This is a genomic window from Pseudomonas sp. LBUM1670, assembly GCF_059695695.1.
On the sequence record NZ_CP166783.1, the window covers coordinates 2,187,065 to 2,204,239 of the forward strand.

The following is a 17,175-nucleotide window of genomic DNA, read 5'->3' on the forward strand; positions in this document are numbered from 1 at the left end:
ATGAATGAACTCGACCAAAAGCTGACCGCCACCTTTGATGGCAAGGTATTGCGCAAGGATTTACTCCACCGGATTAAGAAGGGAACCAACGTCCCAACCTTCGTGCTGGAGTTTTTGCTTGCGCGCTTTTGTGCGAGTGATGATCAGGCCGAGATGGACGCGGGCATGGAGGCGGTGCTGGCCAGCCTACAAGACAACTATGTAAAGCCTGACGAGGCCAATGCCGCTCAGTCAAAGGTGGCAACCAAAGGCAAGCATCGCTTTATCGACAAGGTCCATGTTCGGTATGTCGAGAAGGAAAAGCGCCACTGGGCCTCATTGGAGAACTTCAATTCACAGCGTATCGCTATTGGCGAGAAGTTCTACCGAGACAATGACCGCCTACTGGAGGGCGGAATTTGGGCTGAGGTGACGTTGGCACATAACGCGATCGAAGAAGACGACTACGCGTTTTATATTGAAGACCTGCGCCCCATCCAGATCAGCCGCTTTGATTTTGACCGCTATTGTGATGGTCGTACTCAGTTCACCCGTGACGAGTGGATTGCGGCGATTTTGCGCACCGTTGGTCTGGAGCCAACAAAGCTGTCAAAGCGGGTGTGCATGCACTTTATTGCGCGCCTGGCGGCCCTCGTTGAACCCAATTACAACTACATTGAGCTTGGGCCACGCGGCACCGGGAAGTCGTATTTCTTCAGTGAATTTTCGCCCTACGCCACATTGATTTCAGGTGGCCAGGCGACCAAGTCGGCGCTGTTCTACAACAACGCACGCCGTAAGGTTGGTCTGGTTGGATTTTGGGACACCGTGGCTTTCGACGAAGTAGGCGGCATCAAAGTCAAAGATCCGGACACCATTCAAATCATGAAGGATTTCATGGCGAATGGTCGCTTTTCGCGTGGCGCTGAAGTGATCGCTGATGCCAGCCTTAGCTTTGTTGGCAATTTCGATCTCTCCATCAGCCAAGTAGTTAACTCGGTTGAGCATGATCTTTTCCAACCATTGCCCGCTGAGTTTGACTTGGCGATCATGGATCGATTCGCAGCCTACATACCTGGCTGGGAAATGCCCAAGAACAGCAGTGAATTTCTAACCAGTAGCTACGGGTTCATTACGGACTACCTGGCGGAAGCATTCCACTACCAGTTCAAGCACACCAATCGGTACGAAGAAGTCAGCAAACGCATCCGACTTGGCAAGAGTGTTGAGGGCCGTGATGAAAAAGGCATCAAGAAAACCGTCTGTGCCTTCCTGAAGATTCTTCACCCTACCGGTTCTCCGACCGATGAGGAGTTCGAAGAATATGTAGCCTACGCAGTTGAGTGCCGTCGACGTGTGAAGGAACAGATGAATAAACGCAAACCCGATGATGAGTTTGCGCGCATCGATCTCTCATTCCTTAATGCGCAAGGGCAAGAAGTTGTTGTCTATTGTCCCGAGTCGAAGGATGCCGCAGCTACACAGCAACCGTTTAGACGGCAGCTCAACGACAAACTTGCACCTGAACGTGACGCTGCGACAGAGGCTATACAAGAGCCGAGGGTGCCCGAGCCTGCGATCAAAGTCGAAGTAACTCCCCCTGTCGTTACCCCTGTTGTTCCAGAAGAGTTGGTAGAGAAGCACTTCACGATTATGTACGGTGACGTCGGCCACAGCTACGAATCGATCATTGGTCCCTACCTGCGAGGAGCAAAGACGGTCATCATTGAAGACCCGTACATTCGCCTTCAGCACCAGATCCAGAATTTCGTTCGCTTTTGTGAGTGCGTCTTAAAGGCCGGAACGGTGAAGAAGATCAACCTCATCACCGGATACGACGACAACACGCAGCTGGCCGATATTGCAGAGAAGCTGGAAGAGTTGAAGCAAAGCTTGCTCGAGATGGATGTGGAGCTTGAGGTCAAACTCAACCCGAACATGCACGATCGGGAAATCCGCCTGGACAACGGTTGGGTCATCAAAATCGGGCGAGGCCTGGATTTTTACCAAAAGCCGGGTGGCTGGTTTGAGGTGGGCGCGAACGACTTGAGTCTGCGAAAGTGCCTTGAAACCAAGGTGGATATTTTTCGTGGGTAAATTGAGAACCACTGATTTTTGCTGTCATAACCAATGTTCAGGTACTTCTATTCCATAGTTCTTAGACACTGTTTTTAATGTAGAGATGATCTCGGCGTGTTGGGTTCTGTTGGTTTGATTCCAGGCAGCACGGCAGTCAAGTAGGTTTTTCAGTACGCTCAGGTTGTACATTCCTAGCCGATGGAAATTTCCCCAGCTGGGAATGCCGAACAGGTTGTAGATGACCACGGTGGCGTCGCGTTCGCTGGCTAAGCGCTTGTCGCCAGTCAGCTTCTCGGCGGCTTCCTCGGCTTCGTCGCGGTCGTCGTAGGTGTTGAGTAATTTCATCAGTGTCTGGTTGTGGTCCTATCGGGCTGCAGATTCTGCCTGACTGGCAAAAAAAGAACATCAATAGGTCTCATACTCAGGGAAAGACGCAGTCAAGCGTCTTTCCCTGAGTATGAGACCTATCCAATTAACCCCGCTGCATTCGACTGAAGATACAGCACGCAAGCAGAACCTAATGCCAGGGTATCCTGCTGATGACCGCCCTGGCATCGGCCAGGGCAGACTAACGGACGGAGTGTCTGGCCTTTCGATTACAGATACCCCCGTTCAGCCAACGACACGCAGCCGTCATGACCCACCACCACATGATCCAATATCCGGGTACCGACCATGTTGAGTGCGTTCTTGAGGGTGGTGGTCAATGTGCAATCGGCCTGGCTAGGCTCTGGGTCGCCGGAGGGATGATTATGAACCAGGATTACGGCCGCAGCGTTGTGCTCTAAAGCGATCTTCACCACTTCCCGTGGATACACGCTGGCACCATCCAACGTGCCTCTGAATAGTTCTCTGAAACCAATCACCCGGTGCTTGGCATCAAGCATTAGCAAGGCAAAGACTTCATACTCATGGTACTGCAGCAGTGTTTGCAGGTGACTGAAAACCTGCTTCGGCTCAGTCAGTGCTCGGCCTTTAGACAGACGACTCATCGCCAGTTGTTGAGCCATCTGCAGGATGTCAGCTTCGGTGACTGGAGTCTCCATGACATAGGTACCGGTCGTTTCACCGGCTACAAGCTTGTGATATTTCATGCGGGTATTCCTGTGCGTATGCGTGAGAACGGAGGGGGGGAGAAATCCGGTTACTGAGCGGTGGGCTTGCCGTTGTATCGCATGGCTTGCGACTCCAGCTTTTGCGCGAGTGTGGGTTTGGTAGGCGCTGCCAGTTGGTTTTGGGGCTCTATTAGGTTGGTCTGATCTTCAATGGCGGGGAAGAACTCCTCGACGATGCCACCGGTGTCCTCCTCGCTGTCTTCAAAGGCCCCATTGTTAAATCCCTGCCATGCCGCGTGATCCAAGGCGCTCTGGTCAAAGCCAGCGCCTTCCCGGGTTTCCTCTAGTTGCTTGGCGGCAAGCAAGGCGCCTTCTAGGCTCAGGCCGTTGCGCACTGTGATATCGACGTAGAAGATTGGTGTCCCGTGGCTCTGCCGAGTGGATTTACCACGCAGACGCAATTCCAGCGGCAAACAGGCCAGGCGATTGCCGGAGATGGCTTGGAAATACTGCAGGCGTGCCGCCAGGGTACGGATGCTGTTGAACCCAGTGGTGCGGAAGACGAAACTGCCCAGTGGATCATCGTCACCAATCACCACGTTCAGCCGGCCGTAAGGCTTGCAGACTCCGCCTTGCGCCAGTGAGCAACCATCCGGCGAAGGGCAGGGTAACGACTGGATGCCATCCTTAGTGAGACGCTTGCAGGTCTCGCCGTTGCCGACGCACAGCGGGCGGCCGGTGGTGCGGTCGAACAGGCTGTAATCGGCGCGAAAGTTCAGATGGGGCTCGTTGAAAAGCAATCGGATCGGAATACTGCGCAGCTTGCCGTCCTGGCCGTTCCGCAGTTCCTCATTGAGTGGGTGCAGTAGCCAACCGTCACGGCTTTGCACCTGCGAGGTGAGGGTGAATTGATCGTCTTTCTCCGGCAGACGCTTACCGTTTTTCTCGACGACCTTACCGATGGAAATGCGCCCGAGTACTGGCGGGGTGATGGCTAAACCTTTGAGCATGGCGGTTATCCTTGATCTGAAAAGAAAAAAGCCACCGGGATGTAAACGATCCGGGTGGCCTGGGTGAGGGGGAATGGTTCAGCCGATCAGGAAGCGGCGACTGCCTGTTTTGATCTTGGGATAGCGGGCCTGCAGGTAGGGTTTGTCCTTCAGCATCTGTTCGACATCCAGACCGGTGCTGTCTTTAGACTTCTTCCAGCTGATGTAGCCCTCCGCAAACTCCGCACGGGTGGCTGCACCCATAGCCTGCTGCAAGGCTTGTTTGAGCTGAGCCTCACGCGTCTCCTGCTGGACAATGCTCTGGCGAATAGCCTTGAGCTCCAGGTAGGTGCTGGCCAGCTCCGTGTGCTGGCTGAAGTCCAGGGTCTGACCATTGTCTTCGGGGTAAAGGCAACGCAACGCCGCTTCGGCCGAGGCTGTACCATCGGCCGGTGGCGGGGTATCACTGACCACGTAATCCCAGAACAGCAGCTCCAGATCGATCAGCCGAGTAATCATCGATTCGTCCCGTTCGATGCGATGGATCTCCAGGTGCTGACCACCGAGCAGCACCGCGACATCCGCTGCCTGTTTACCCGTCACGGCCAGCTGGTGCATCACTTGCAACTGCACATACTCCGGCACACCCTCTTTCCAGAGGCGTGCGCCGTTGATGCCGGCCGTTTTGCATTCCAAAATCTGCACATCGTCGGCGCCGATGACCTCGCGGTCGATGTTGGCCAGCATCCAGGGCAGTTTAGGATCAGGATGCTGTAACACTGCATTGATGCGTCGTACCCGGTGACCACTGCGCTTGGTGTAGTGGGTCGTGACAATCGGTTCCAGGATATTGCCCCAGTAAGCAGGGCTCTCTTCGTCATTGGGATCTATTTTGGGCAAAGAGGTGTCACGCCCGGTTTTCTCCAGCCATAGCTCCAGCTGGGATTTGTAAGGGTTAAGACCGACGGCCGCAGCAGCATCCGAGCTGCCGATACCTTGTTTACGTACAGCCAGCCAGTCTTCGCGTGGCAGTTGTTTGGTGCCCACTAGGCGCAGTGCTGGGCGGGGTTTGCTACTGGTTTGTTGCCGAGTTTGCGTGCCCATGATGTTTTCCTGTGCGGCATAAAAAACGCCCGGCCAGTAGAAGCTAACCAGGCGCTTTAACAGTTGAGTTGGTGAGTGGGGCTAGGCGGCGAGTTGCAGTGCGGCGTTCAGTGCGCGCTCTTTGAGGGCTGCGCCGGCCCCAAACCACGCAGAGTCCATTCGGTATTCGGTACTCCTGGCGCGTCGCTCGTGATCGACATACTCCGTCACGGCATTGAGCAAGCCCCACGCAGTTCCTTGAGCTGACTCAAGCGTCGCTCCACGACCTTGGCCTTCGTACAGCCCTTGGACTTTGCGCAGTGCTCGCTCATTCGGAAGCACTTCCGGCAGCTTGCTATTGGGGGCCACATCACACAGCACATTCATGAAGAAGCCCATCGCCTCATGCCACTGCACCTTGCGTTCTGCCAGTGCGCGCATGCGGTACATAAACTCGTCCCATTGCGAGACGGCGATCCCCAGTTGTTTCTTCACTGCCTGTGGATCAAAGCGGGTGTTGTGCGGCACTTTGATCGCATGCGTAGCGCCGCTCAGAGAAATGGTCAGGGTGTTATTGCAGACCACGCGCACTGTGGTCGGGGTGGCAGTAGTGGCCAGGGTGCCGTCGCAGGAGGTAGCTAGCAGCAGATAGCCATTCACCTGGTCGTTCCCCTTCAGCGCGGTTGTCTGCCCCGTCCTGGCCAGCGCCCAGAACTTGCGGCCACCTTTGAGTATCCCGGCTGTTTCGAGCTCATAACCAGAAACCTCAGTCAGATCTCGGTAGAACTCCAGCACCTCACGCGGCTGCACAACCTGGTAGCGGTTGGATACCACCGATAAGGGGGCCTTGGTGTCGGAGCGATACAGTACCTTCTGTTCAGGGAAAGAGTGGATCGAGCCCAGGGTGCCGATACTGTCTGATTTGAAATGCACTGGGCTGTGATGGATTTGCCAGTTCATGCCGGCTTCACGCTGCCAGATTTCCAGCGGTTGTTTTTGCGTCAGGCGGTTACCCAAACCATGCCAAGGTGTAGCGCCAACGTAAGCCATTTGTTCGATGAGATGAGCCATGGAAGTGATTCCTTTTCATAGGTGCACGGCGAAGCCGCTGGATATTCAGCAGGGATCAGTCGGTGTGCGGCGTGTTGATAGAGAGGGGAGGGAGCGATGAAGCAGGTGGGGAACAGCAATTACGTCAAGCGGGAGAGGAGCAGTTCAAACGGAATGACGGCCACTAAACTGCAGTTCGCAGTCGAGACAAGCGTAATTGTCCAAAACCCGTTCATCGATGACTTCGCCGAGTTTGGCGCCCGCGATACAGCCGGTCGCCGCGCCGGCTAGCCCCCCGAGAATGGCCCCAGCCATGCCACCAGCAGCAACACCGGCGGGGCCAGCGACTACGCCGATTACTGCGCCAACTTCGGCACCGGCCATGGCGCCGGTGACGCCTTGGGCTGCGCCACCAACGGTGCCAATTAGGGCGCCGATTTTCCTGCCCAAATCTTTGGTGATGACTGCGGTGGAGTGACAGCGTGGGCATTGAGTGGTCATGTGCAGGGTTCCTGTCGAGAAAGTCGGGATGAAGTCATTGCACGGGCATAGAGCCCATCAAGCAGGTCGCCTGCGCGATCTGCTTAAATGGAGAGACTGCGAAGTCTGGGGGATGCCTGATGCGGATAGGTGCAGGTTCGTGATGTATGACTGAGATCGTTTTGAATCGAATCGTAATCGGGCTCTTTGACGATTAGGTGCAGCAATCGGTCAGAAGGGATAGCCAAGCGCACCGGACTGTCGAGAAACACCATCCGAAAATGGGGCAGAGCGAGCCCAATTTCAAATGGCACCTTTTGCCGGCAAAACGATGCCTCTTCATCGAGTCGAGGTTGTCTGCGTCGGGCGGTTTCCACTGTGTGACCAGCCTCAACCGGCGGCTTAGCCAGGGTCCTACGCGACAGACGCGGTGGATTGTTCCGCCGCTTGCTCGTTAACCTGCGAGACCACTGTTCCCGCGACCTTATCAAGTGGTTGATAGGCAGCTGCTGCACGCTGCAGCATTTCGCCGATCTGGGCGCGAAGTTCGGCCGGCTGTTCGACCACCATGGCGTCGCCCTGGGACAGAATCCACCAGTGCAGTTGCCAGGTGTTGCTCAGCGTCGAGCGCACCCGATAGCCATCTTCGAGTTGTTCCAGGGTCATGTCCGGGCTCAGCGGTGTCTCGCGGATCAAGCGTGCCTGGCGCTCACTCACCCATGCCTGAAACTGAATTTTCTCCGGCGTTCCGAACTGCAACGCGTCGCTGGCCAGGTAGGCGCGCAAGTCGAATCCCTGCACGCCCTCGGCAGGTCTGTCGAGCTGCTCGACCGTGCGGAAACGGTGCACTGCAAACTGGCGTATATCGGTGTACGGATGCGCCGTGGCAATCAAATAGGTCACCAGCCCGCGCTGCACCATTGCCAGGGGATTGAGCGTCATCTCGCTCAACTTGTCGGTGTGTGCGGAGTAATACTGGCACTGCACCTGACTTTCATTGATCAATGCCTTCTGCAATGACTCCAGCCGGTGCGGATCGATGTCCGGTGCCTGGAGATTCAGGTCCGGTCGCACGGCGGCAACCTTTTCCAGCCAGCGAGCTGCCGGGTTATCGTCTTCCAGGCCTTTGAGCTTGCGCCGGGCATGCACGAAGCGCGGTTCCAGCACGCTCAACATGCTGGCGGGCAATAACGGGCGAATGGCATCTTCAACCAGCGCCAGGCTCAAGGCTTCGGTCAAGGTAATGCCTTGCAACTCGACATTCACCCCCGGCGTCCAGTGCCAGGCCTGCGGTGAACCGTCTTCGCTGCACTGCAATGGAAACACCAGGGACAAATCAACCAGGTCGCGTTCGACCGTACGCCGGCTGGTCTGGTAGCCAAACGTGTCAAGCCGCGCCAGCAGTTCCGTCACGGTGATGCCTGAATCGCGTTTGGGCAGGAGCTTGAGCAGTTCCCATTGACGACTGACCGTGGAATGAGATTTGGCTGACGGCACGGTATTTTCCTTGTGCGGGGGGAGGGTGAAAAAGCAACCGGGGGAGGAATTTACGGGAGTACATTGTGTCGCGGAATGGCGATAAGCTATCACTTTTTGAAGATCGGGATCCACAGGCGAATAGGCAAAGGGCTTGTTTCGAAGTGTACCCATGGCACTGAAAAATCCTGGTTAGAACGGAGCTTCACTTTTGGTAAAACACTTCAGGTTCTTGACCCTGCCGCACAGTGCCAGCACGGTGGCGAACGTGTTCGTTCACGGGTATTCCGCCGGGCACGATCTGAAGGATCGCCGATTGTTGTCCAGGCAGATTCCCTCCACGCTGCACAATGGCATCAACATTCTTGGCTTCTGGCGCTCGGGCCATTACTTGCAGGTGTCCAACACCACCAAGCAGCTCGTTGTCGCCGCCGGCCGCCTGTATCCCTATGCAACGGCCGCTGCATTTGTAGCGGACCGCGTGGCGCATTTTGCCCTCAGTCGTCGTCGGGCAACGGAAATGGGTGATGTCCTGCTCAGTGAGTTGCACGATTACTTGAAGGCGAATCATCCCGAGGTGGCCGAAATCAATCTGATCGGCCACTCATTGGGCGGCCGAGTGCTGGTCAGTGCCTTGAGGAAACTGGTTCGCCAACCCGACGGCTATAGCCTCACCATCGGCGATGTACTGCTGATGGCCGCTGCTGTCGAAGTGAAGGCTGACGAAGTGCCAGGACTCAAGGCCTGTATCAAAGGACGGTTGATCAATGCCTACTCCAGGTCCGACAGGATGCTGCTGATGAACGCAGACGAAACTTGCCTGGGGCGCCACGAAGTGACGAATTTCGAGAATGTTTCGATGACCGGTTTCGGCCATCAAGACTACTGGCCGAACCTGCACAAGGTTTTGACGGTCACTGTCTTTGCCGGTTTCCAGGGGCAGCATTATCCGGTTCTTCTGAACAAGGAAGGCGATCTGCAGGATGATCACGTGCGTACGGATTATCTGCTCTACGACCTGTTTGAACACCTTGAACCGTCGCACCCAACGTTATTGGAGGAAGCGATCAAGCACCTCAAGAACAGCAGCTGGACGTCCCTTGACGACAACCAGGACTCAAACGAAAAGCACTACGCCTTCACCCGGGAATTTCAACTGTTGGGCGGCCATTGCCTGGCCAACATGACGCGACGCCGAGGTTTGCCTTACGCCGAAGTGCTTGAAATGCTGGCATCGCATTTTGAATTGGATGAAGACGAGTTGCATAGGTGCACGACCATCCTGGAGCTTGAGGGCGCATTGGTCCGCAGGTTCTTCCATAACGCGTTTCCAGAAGGGCATGAACTCAGCAAATCAACGGAAACGGACCTGAAAACCCTGTCGGCAGAGCACTATTTCAGGCACGTCGATGCTTTGGCGGGACGGTTAACGTTGAGTGCCTGCTTCAAGTCATCAGCCTCGATGGGCGCGCAGGCATCTGGCTCAGTCAGTTCGCAGATTACAATGGCAACCATTGGCAGCTTCGTGTCGCCTAACCTGCTGGCGATGGTGCCAAAACTGTTGGCGGCGACGACGGTCGGACGAGTGATTACCAACGTCAAGACAGCATTGAAGCCCGGTTACTCGGCATTGATTCCGGCAGTCGCAATCATTTTTTATGCGCGGGTGAAGCTGGGCAATGACGGGTTGCATTGAGGAAAGGGTAGCCGCCAGCGTGCTGCTCCTGGCGGCGTTAAAGCCCTGGTTAAGCGGTCAACGCTCGCATTGAAGGCTCTGTGCTGCCTGGCAGCCCCAGCGCGTTCAGTTTTTCGCGTACTTGAATCAGCTTTTCCTGGTTGCTGCGAATGAATTTCGAGCGCTCATCAACGGCTGCGACGATCTTCTCAAACTCTTTGAGCTGCGGTGCAAAGAAGTCCAGCAGCTTTTCGTCATCGCCAATAAGGTCGTAGATGTCCTTGAACGAACTCTTGATGATCGTGGTGATGGATTCTTTGGCAGTCTTCAATTCCTGCTCGAGTTCGTGAGCCTTGTAGGCACCCAGAAGGTCCGAGGTCAGGGTGAAGGCAGCGCCTGCAGGGCCAGCCCACTTGGAAATGGCGCCAGCAATTTTGGTTGCCTGCCACGGTTTGAACTTGAAGACCACTCCGGTCACGGCCCCCAGTGCATCTCTCGCAGCAAACACTGCACTCTTGATGATGTCCGGGCTCAGGTTGGCAATACCTTTAGCGGCGCCACCCATGGACTTGAGTGCGCCCTCGCTCATGGCATTGAGGAAGCTTTCGCTTGAGTTGAGCTGACGGCCGATGTCCTGGGAAATGCGGTTGGTGACCTTGGAGGATTGATCGAACGAGCGGTCGATGGCGGCCTTGATTTTAAGGTTGAGTTTGTAGCCGACACCTTCTTCGGTGTAGCCGATTTCATCCTCGAGAAAGTCACGAATATTTTCCAGCGACAGCGGGCGAAGCTTGCCAAGCAAGTCTTTTTCAAGATTGTTCAGCTCATCGAAAAGCTCCCCAGCAAGGCGTTTCACCTCGCGACGGCCCTTGGAAATATCCTGGTTGATCCGCACGGACTCCTCGGCGTTCTGCTGCGCAAAGGCATCCAGTCTGCCCAATTGCTCTTCGGCCCGTGCCACATGCTGGCCGACGACATCGCGCACAACGTCCATGCCCGTCTTGGCCATCAGTGCCGCAGGTACGTTGTCTTGCAGGATGCGGCTGGTCATGGCCTTCAGGTCGTTGATCCGCGAGCGGCTTTCGTAGTGCTCGGGCTTGCCGAACCAGAACTCCAGACCCCGACCACCGGGGTTGGAGGCCAGGCAGACGATGTTCAGGCGTGCCTGTTCTTCCGAGGTCAAGTTGGCTACTCGCTGCAACTTGGCTTTCAGGTTGTCCTTTTTGATGGTGGCCTGATCATCGAACAGCACCTGTTCGGTCAGGTCGGTCACTTCGTCCATTTTATTGATGACGAACACCGTCGAAGACAGCTTGTTCAAGTCGCGCAGCACCCACTTGGCGATAGCGCTGTGGCTTTCCTTGAGCGGGTTGGTGGCATCCACGACGTACAGGATCAGATGCGCTTCGGAGATGTAGCGTTTGGTCAGGTCTTCATAAACCACCTGTTCGCCATCGACGGTCTTTTCCTTGTCACCGAAAAGGCCGGGGGTATCGACGATTTCACACTTGCCCGGCAGCCCCTCTGGCGTGTAGATCGCCAGGCGATCGGAGGATTCGTCCATGTCGATCTTCATGTCGGCCATGACTTTACCCAGCCATGCGGCGATCACGCTGGTCTTGCCGTCGGAGAAGGCGCCTAGCAGTGCAATGCGCAAAACGTCGGATTCGATTGCCTTGACGGCTGAATCGATCTTTTCCATTTCGGCACTGACGTCACTGCCTAGCTCGCCCAACTCTTTCAGGATGACTCGAAGCTGATCCAGGCCTTTGATCGCTGTTTGCTTATCAACATTAAATTGCGTGAATTGTTCCATGGGGCATTTTCTCCAGTTGATCTTTGGTGCGCTGCATCAATGCCATCTGCTGCTTGATGATGTGCAGCGGGCGAATCAGGGATGCATGGATGTCGTTGACTTGTCCGAGGACTTTTGCCTCGATTTGACTGCGAACAGGTGTGAGCAAAGCCTTCAGCTCATCACGCAGGGAGTCGGCGGCATTGGCGCGTGCTTCGGCGATCTTGTCCTGGACTTGAGCCTGGGCTTTGCGAATGCGTTTTTCCTTGCTGAGGAGGAAGTTCATGAGGTTGATCAAGAGCCCCACCGCAGCGCCGACAGCTGCGCCAATAAGGTTGCCGACGACAGGGAATGCGGTGCCGATCCCGGCGCCCGCGAGGGCATAGGACCCTACGTTGAACAGCATCCAGCCGTAATCTTTGAAATCCAGTCCAAGGCCCAGCTCCGGTGTCTTGTAGCTCGCGTTAAGGTCCGCGCCTGCGTAAGCGATTGCCTGCTCGAACTCAACCCTCGAAACGTCCTCCAGCAGCCGCTGCATGGCCTGCACCAGATCGTTTTGCAACTCCGCCAGATACTTTTCGAACTGAGTCTGCAATTCTTCTTTCAACTGTTCCTGGCGCTCGCGAAAGGCGCGCTGGATCTTGCTGGCGACCAATTCGTTTTCGCCGAAGTGTTCCTCGACGATGTCGTCGGCAGTCGCACTCATGTCAGTGAAGAGTCGGTCCCACAGGATTTTTCGGCCCTTCGTGACGGACTGTTCGAACTTGGCCAAGCCGTCTTTGACGGCAATGCGGCACTTGTCGAACTCTGGTTCTGTCCTGGCCACGAACGTTTCATGGCTGGTGTGGAGTTCTTGCAGGATGGCGAGGTTTTCCACCAGCAACTCATGAACTTTGGTCTTGTTGCTCTCGATCATGTCTTCTTTGAAGGTGCCCAGTTTTCCGTGAAGCACCTGGGCGACTGACTTGATCTGGCTGAACTCGTACATGGCCTTCGGCGAGGCGAAATACTTGCGGTAATTCCGTTGCTGAATGACCAGGTCGCGATCCCGGGAAGGGTGGATGGTCGTACGTTCCGTCCCTGGTGCAGCGGCCAGCGCCGAGAAAGCCAGCAACCCCTGCACGCAGTGGCCAGACTGCATGGCCTTGGCGCCCAGCACAGACTCGAGCACGCCCACGGTCTGCTGCAATGCACCGCTTTCGAGGGCTTGCCGGTCCTCCTCGAACTCGTAGGCATCGGCGTTGCCGCGCACGTTCACCAAGGGACACACTTGGGTGCCGAGACGCAAATAGGAGCGGATTTTCTCTGCGGTGGCTTTTTCAGGCTTCTTGTTGGTGCCGTTGACGTAGAACACCAGGTGCGCCTTGGCCACCGCTTCACGGACCATGTGCGAATACTTGCCCTCGTCACCTTCAATGCCGGGTACATCGATCAACTGGAAGCGTTTGCCCTTGTAGTTGAGCGTGTAGAACGTATTGCCTTTGGTGAAATCCGCTTCGCCGGTGCCGATGATCCGCCCGTCGATACGCAAGGCCAGGGCTTTTTTTCGGTCAAGTGCCAGAGCGCCGGAAAATACATCGGCCAGTCGCTGATTCAGCACGTCATCCATGGCGGCCGATTGGGTCTTGATGTGAGCAAAGGGGTTAGCGATCGGCGCGTCTTCAGGCACCGCGGTCGCTTGATCGAACAGTTCGTCGAGCTCAAAGTTGCTCATCTCAGACTCCTGCCAGTTTCAACAGCAGTGCCGATGCGGCTGCCCCCAGCACCATTCCGCCACAGGTAAAAGCAATCAGTTTTGTCCTGATTTTGGCGTTGGATTGGTCTTGGGCCAGTTGTAGGCGTTGCGCGGCTTCTTCCTGTTCCGCCTTCAAACGTTGCGCCGCTATGTCCTGCTCGGCCTTTAGCCGTTGTGCGGCGACTTCCTGTTCGGCCTTCAATCGGGCATTGGCCTCTTGCTCTGCCAGTGCCGTTCGGGCCTGCGCTTCGGCTTCAGCGATGCGGTTTCTGGCAGCGGTCTCTTCCTGCAGAATCTCGCAAAGACGGCGCGTGCCCTGGCGGATGTCAGAGATTTGCGCGGCATGTTCCTCGTAAACCGCATTCAGGCCTTCACGCAATCGTTCGATATGCTCGGCCAGCGCTTTTTCGTACTTCACCAAGTCGTGAGCATTTTGTTCCAGCAATGCTTGCCGGGACTCTTCCTTGAACAGAATGCGCAACGACTCGATGATCGTGCTCTTGCCCGCGTTGGTTTCACCGAAAAACGCCATGGTGAACATGTCCCACTCGGCATGCGTCTTCAGCTGATCAAGTTCGCCATCGAACTGAGCCTGGATGGCGCGAAGCTTCTCGGTCATGTTGCCGACTTCGCGCTTGCCGTCTTTGTGCTCGACATTCAAATCCAGAATGTCGGCCATGGCGCCGGCGATACTGTCGGAAACGTCGGAATACAGGCGGTTAAGGTCTTGGGGCGCGTTCATTACTGTTCCTTGTGTGATGGAGTCAGCCTGGTGGGGCTGAGTGTCAGGCGTACCCGCGACATTTTGTGTCGTGCCCGATGTTCCGATGGGGGGATAAATCGCAGTCGCAGGCGCCGTCAGTTCAGCGAAGCTGCATTGAAATTGCCCAATGGCTGTAGAAAGTGTTGGTCGAGAGGTCGGTCCGGGGAGAACCGTGAAGCGGGTTACAAGAGGCATACGCAACGTCCTTGTTGGTGTGGGGCTTTATGCCAGTGGAGCATGGTCCATTGCCGTTTATCGGCATCGCCGGGAAAAGCTTGAGTGGGGTGGGTGCATCAACGCCACTTTTGCTCGGTGCGACTCAATTTGTCGCGGCCCCTGATCATGATCAAACCTTCCAACAACTGAGGGTGTGACCATGTTGAAAAATTTTCTGGCCGCTGTAGGCGTCGTAATCATCGCCAAGAAAGGGTATGAGATGTACCGGCATTACAAGTCGATGGAAGCGGAGGTTGAAATCTTGCGCAGGACGCAGGGGGAGGGGTAGTGTCCGCCGGCAATCTTATTCTCGAATTCAGCAAGGAAGTAAGCATGACGCAAGTGGCAGCTCAAAAAGTCTCATCGTTGTGGCCAATGATGGGGGCATTGGGAACGCTTCAAACACCGTCGCGACGTTCTGAATTCGGTGTAGACAGTGTGACGCCCGAGCGGGTCAAGGTAGCGGTGGGCAAGACGACGCTTGCGATCCCGAAAGCCGCCTTCGAAGCCGTACTGGAATATCTGCACGTCAACGACCACCACGCCGGTAATCCGTGTGTGATCGAATCCGATAATGACCATAAAAAAGCCGGGCCGCTTTGCAAGGTCGCCCGAGAACTTTCCAGTGGAACCTACGGTCCGCGAAATATCACCTACGTGCTTCCGATTCTTGAGCAATTGGGAGTTGTGGGGATCCGCTCGAAACAGCCCACTGCGGTCTGGTTGACGACGCGGTCCGTGGCCGTAGCGGCGGTTGTCGAACCGAATCAACGGGTTGTTGAAGAGTTGAAGGCAGGATGTCTCAGCCCGGTTCAACAGGCGTTTGCCGATCATTTGGCAACACTATGGTCAGGCGGTCCGGGTTCATTCGAGCATCGTTATTCAATCACCAGGCATCACTCATGGACGCCATGGAAGGAGCTGACCCGGCCCCAAAACAAGGAGTGGTGGTGCCTGACCCTGGCCGAGGCCGCCAAGCATTATTCCTGGCCGGAAAAGAAAGCACCTGATGACTTTTCCAGCATTGCGGCGCGGCTTCGCACGGCACTTGCGGCGAACGATTGCATTGCCGCGCGAGAGGCCTGCCTGCAGATATTCAAATGGGGAGGTGTCGCCAGTAAGCCGGGCGACGCCTCTTTGCTGTGGGTCGAGACCCGGTTCGCCGACCAGACCCTGTGCCATTCGATCTTGCAGGCGGTGAAATTGCTTCGACCCGCAAGCAACGAATCGCTCACGGCTTTCGATGGCACTAACCTGCTGATGAACTCCGCAATGACCAAGATTTACGCCGCTGCCGCCCCGGACGGCATCATCATCTATGATGGACGGGTAGGGGCTGCGCTGGGGTTGTTGGTGCGTAAATGGCTTGAAGGCATCGGGGGGAGCGTTGTACCGCCAGACCTGGCGTTTCGCTGGGGGCCCAATCAAAAAACAACCAACAATAACGTCGAAACACGCGACCCTTCGCAAGAAGGTTTCGAATTTATCAATCTTTACAGAAGCAGCACCAAGGGGCCCAATCCTGCCGGAATCTGGGCCGGACTTGTGCGGGTGACCAGTCGCATCCTCCACGCGGTGATCCGGGTGCTCGCCGCGCAGGGGCGGGAAGTGAGACTGCTGGATCTGGAGCGGGCATTGTTCATGGTGGGCTTCGACGTGCGTTATCCGTTGGTGACGGCTTCCCGGTAGCTCACTGAATTGAGCAGTACTGAGGCCACGCTGACAACATGCAAGAGGTCGTGATGGAATTCCAGGTTGATCAGTTGCGTAGCGCACGCCACGTCGTGGTGTTTAGCGGCGCAGGCATTTCTGCAGAAAGTGGCATCCCGACATTTCGCGATGCCTTGACCGGCCTGTGGGAGAACTTCGACCCCGCTGCACTGGCCACAGCCCAAGCGTTCCGCAATGACCCCGCCCTCGTATGGGGTTGGTACGAGTGGCGACGTGCCAAGGTCCTTGGCGCACAACCGAACGCTGCGCACCGGGCCATCGCCGCATTGGCTCGTCGCGTGCCCATGCTCACCGTCGTCACCCAGAACGTTGATGATTTGCTAGAGCGCGCCGGCTGTTGTGATGTCTTGCATCTGCACGGAAGTCTGAGTTCACCGCGCTGCTTTGCCTGTGCGCGACCGTATACGTTCAGCGCGGACCCACTCGATGAGCCGCAAGGCGGGCGCCGCATCGAGCCGCCGCGCTGCAGACATTGCAATGGAAAAGTGCGACCAGGAGTGGTCTGGTTTGGCGAGTCGCTGCCCGATGATGTGTGGCGCAAGGCCGTGTCGGCAGCGAAGGACTGTGATGTGCTGCTTTCGATCGGCACGTCCGGTCTGGTGCAACCAGCGGCCGAGATCCCTCGGATTGCCTTGCAACATGGCGCGCAGGTGCTGCACATCAATTTGCAGCCTGAGCCTGTAAAAGGGGATCGCGAATTCAGCTTGGCGGGCAGAGCGGCAGAGGTTCTGCCTCGGTTGGTCGAGGAGGTCTTCGCAGAGTAGGTCCAATCGCCTACATTCCGCTCAATGAACGAAACCTATGGGGTGCTGCAGCCCCTTGGACTTCAGTCGACATTCCGCCTGATATTCCTGTGTCATTTCTTGCCATTCTTATGAATATTCTTCCAACTCATCCTTATCAATGTCATACGTATCCATCATCCACTGACGCATACGGTCATTTTCAAGCTCCATCATGTGATCCTTGGCACGTCCCAAACTTCGCTCCTGATTCAGTTAAGAGATGAAGCCAGACCTGGTAGGATCTGGTTAAATTCGTCCTACACTGTCCTTATCGCGTCATAGAA

At 56.1% G+C, this 17,175-nt stretch carries 14 protein-coding genes; 4 read left to right on the forward strand and 10 right to left on the reverse strand.

From position 1 onward, the window contains the following. Positions 1–2,076 (forward strand): BREX system Lon protease-like protein BrxL, encoded by a 2,076-nt coding sequence (brxL, locus tag ACA073_RS09995; RefSeq protein ID WP_497403106.1) that lies wholly within the window; start codon positions 1–3, stop codon positions 2,074–2,076. Between the two features lie 24 nt (positions 2,077–2,100). On the opposite strand, the gene ACA073_RS10000 is transcribed toward brxL, so the two are convergent. The 7 genes from ACA073_RS10000 to ACA073_RS10030 form a co-directional block, all read right to left on the reverse strand. After that, complete coding sequence (locus ACA073_RS10000) at positions 2,101–2,403, reverse strand: hypothetical protein (RefSeq protein WP_497403107.1); 303 nt, start codon at positions 2,401–2,403, stop codon at positions 2,101–2,103. A 251-nt stretch (positions 2,404–2,654) separates the two neighbouring features. Next, a complete protein-coding gene (radC, locus tag ACA073_RS10005; RefSeq protein ID WP_017337804.1) occupies positions 2,655–3,152 on the reverse strand; it encodes a RadC family protein in 498 nt (165 codons plus the stop codon). 50 nt (positions 3,153–3,202) lie between these two features. Continuing rightward, entirely contained in the window at positions 3,203–4,123 is a 921-nt protein-coding gene (locus ACA073_RS10010; protein ID WP_497403108.1) for a recombination directionality factor, read from the reverse strand. A gap of 78 nt (positions 4,124–4,201) precedes the next feature. Then, entirely contained in the window at positions 4,202–5,206 is a 1,005-nt protein-coding gene (locus tag ACA073_RS10015; RefSeq protein WP_497403109.1) for a YqaJ viral recombinase family nuclease, read from the reverse strand. 81 nt (positions 5,207–5,287) lie between these two features. Next, positions 5,288–6,256 carry a DUF932 domain-containing protein gene (locus ACA073_RS10020; RefSeq protein ID WP_497403110.1) on the reverse strand — a complete coding sequence of 323 codons (969 nt, stop codon included), beginning with the start codon at positions 6,254–6,256 and terminating at the stop codon, positions 5,288–5,290. 144 nt (positions 6,257–6,400) lie between these two features. Beyond that, positions 6,401–6,736: a hypothetical protein gene (locus tag ACA073_RS10025; protein WP_497403111.1), complete on the reverse strand. Its 336-nt coding sequence runs from the start codon at positions 6,734–6,736 to the stop codon at positions 6,401–6,403. Positions 6,737–7,129: 393 nt separating this feature from the next. After that, a complete protein-coding gene (locus ACA073_RS10030; protein ID WP_497403112.1) occupies positions 7,130–8,212 on the reverse strand; it encodes a helix-turn-helix transcriptional regulator in 1,083 nt (360 codons plus the stop codon). Between the two features lie 376 nt (positions 8,213–8,588). Here ACA073_RS10030 and ACA073_RS10035 point away from each other — a divergent pair, with 376 nt between their 5' ends. Then, a complete protein-coding gene (locus ACA073_RS10035) occupies positions 8,589–9,887 on the forward strand; it encodes a DUF726 domain-containing protein (protein WP_497403113.1) in 1,299 nt (432 codons plus the stop codon). Positions 9,888–9,936: 49 nt separating this feature from the next. Here ACA073_RS10035 and ACA073_RS10040 read toward each other — a convergent pair whose 3' ends face one another. From ACA073_RS10040 to ACA073_RS10050, 3 genes are read right to left on the reverse strand one after another with little or no spacing between them, the layout of a single operon-like run. After that, positions 9,937–11,682: a LeoA/HP0731 family dynamin-like GTPase gene (locus tag ACA073_RS10040; RefSeq protein WP_077750067.1), complete on the reverse strand. Its 1,746-nt coding sequence runs from the start codon at positions 11,680–11,682 to the stop codon at positions 9,937–9,939. Then, positions 11,660–13,375 carry a hypothetical protein gene (locus tag ACA073_RS10045; protein WP_017337811.1) on the reverse strand — a complete coding sequence of 572 codons (1,716 nt, stop codon included), beginning with the start codon at positions 13,373–13,375 and terminating at the stop codon, positions 11,660–11,662. The genes ACA073_RS10040 and ACA073_RS10045 overlap by 23 nt, the downstream gene beginning before the upstream one ends. 1 nt (position 13,376) lies before the next feature. Continuing rightward, positions 13,377–14,138: a hypothetical protein gene (locus ACA073_RS10050; protein ID WP_497403114.1), complete on the reverse strand. Its 762-nt coding sequence runs from the start codon at positions 14,136–14,138 to the stop codon at positions 13,377–13,379. 525 nt (positions 14,139–14,663) lie between these two features. Here ACA073_RS10050 and ACA073_RS10055 point away from each other — a divergent pair. Together ACA073_RS10055 and ACA073_RS10060 are read left to right on the forward strand one after the other, a co-directional pair. Then, entirely contained in the window at positions 14,664–16,064 is a 1,401-nt protein-coding gene (locus ACA073_RS10055; protein ID WP_497403115.1) for a hypothetical protein, read from the forward strand. Positions 16,065–16,117: 53 nt separating this feature from the next. Beyond that, positions 16,118–16,870, forward strand: a complete 753-nt coding sequence (locus ACA073_RS10060) for an SIR2 family NAD-dependent protein deacylase (RefSeq protein ID WP_497404038.1) — start codon at positions 16,118–16,120, stop codon at positions 16,868–16,870. Positions 16,871–17,175: the final 305 nt, after the last annotated feature.

Coding starts and splice junctions, on each gene's coding strand:
- radC (WP_017337804.1), bottom strand. CDS start 3,152: ATGAAATATCACAAGCTTGTAGCCGGTGAAACGACCGGTACCTATGTC.
- brxL (WP_497403106.1), top strand. CDS start 1: ATGAATGAACTCGACCAAAAGCTGACCGCCACCTTTGATGGCAAGGTA.
- ACA073_RS10000 (WP_497403107.1), bottom strand. CDS start 2,403: ATGAAATTACTCAACACCTACGACGACCGCGACGAAGCCGAGGAAGCC.
- ACA073_RS10010 (WP_497403108.1), bottom strand. CDS start 4,123: ATGCTCAAAGGTTTAGCCATCACCCCGCCAGTACTCGGGCGCATTTCC.
- ACA073_RS10040 (WP_077750067.1), bottom strand. CDS start 11,682: ATGGAACAATTCACGCAATTTAATGTTGATAAGCAAACAGCGATCAAA.
- ACA073_RS10025 (WP_497403111.1), bottom strand. CDS start 6,736: ATGACCACTCAATGCCCACGCTGTCACTCCACCGCAGTCATCACCAAA.
- ACA073_RS10050 (WP_497403114.1), bottom strand. CDS start 14,138: ATGAACGCGCCCCAAGACCTTAACCGCCTGTATTCCGACGTTTCCGAC.
- ACA073_RS10060 (WP_497404038.1), top strand. CDS start 16,118: ATGGAATTCCAGGTTGATCAGTTGCGTAGCGCACGCCACGTCGTGGTG.
- ACA073_RS10020 (WP_497403110.1), bottom strand. CDS start 6,256: ATGGCTCATCTCATCGAACAAATGGCTTACGTTGGCGCTACACCTTGG.
- ACA073_RS10045 (WP_017337811.1), bottom strand. CDS start 13,375: ATGAGCAACTTTGAGCTCGACGAACTGTTCGATCAAGCGACCGCGGTG.
- ACA073_RS10015 (WP_497403109.1), bottom strand. CDS start 5,206: ATGGGCACGCAAACTCGGCAACAAACCAGTAGCAAACCCCGCCCAGCA.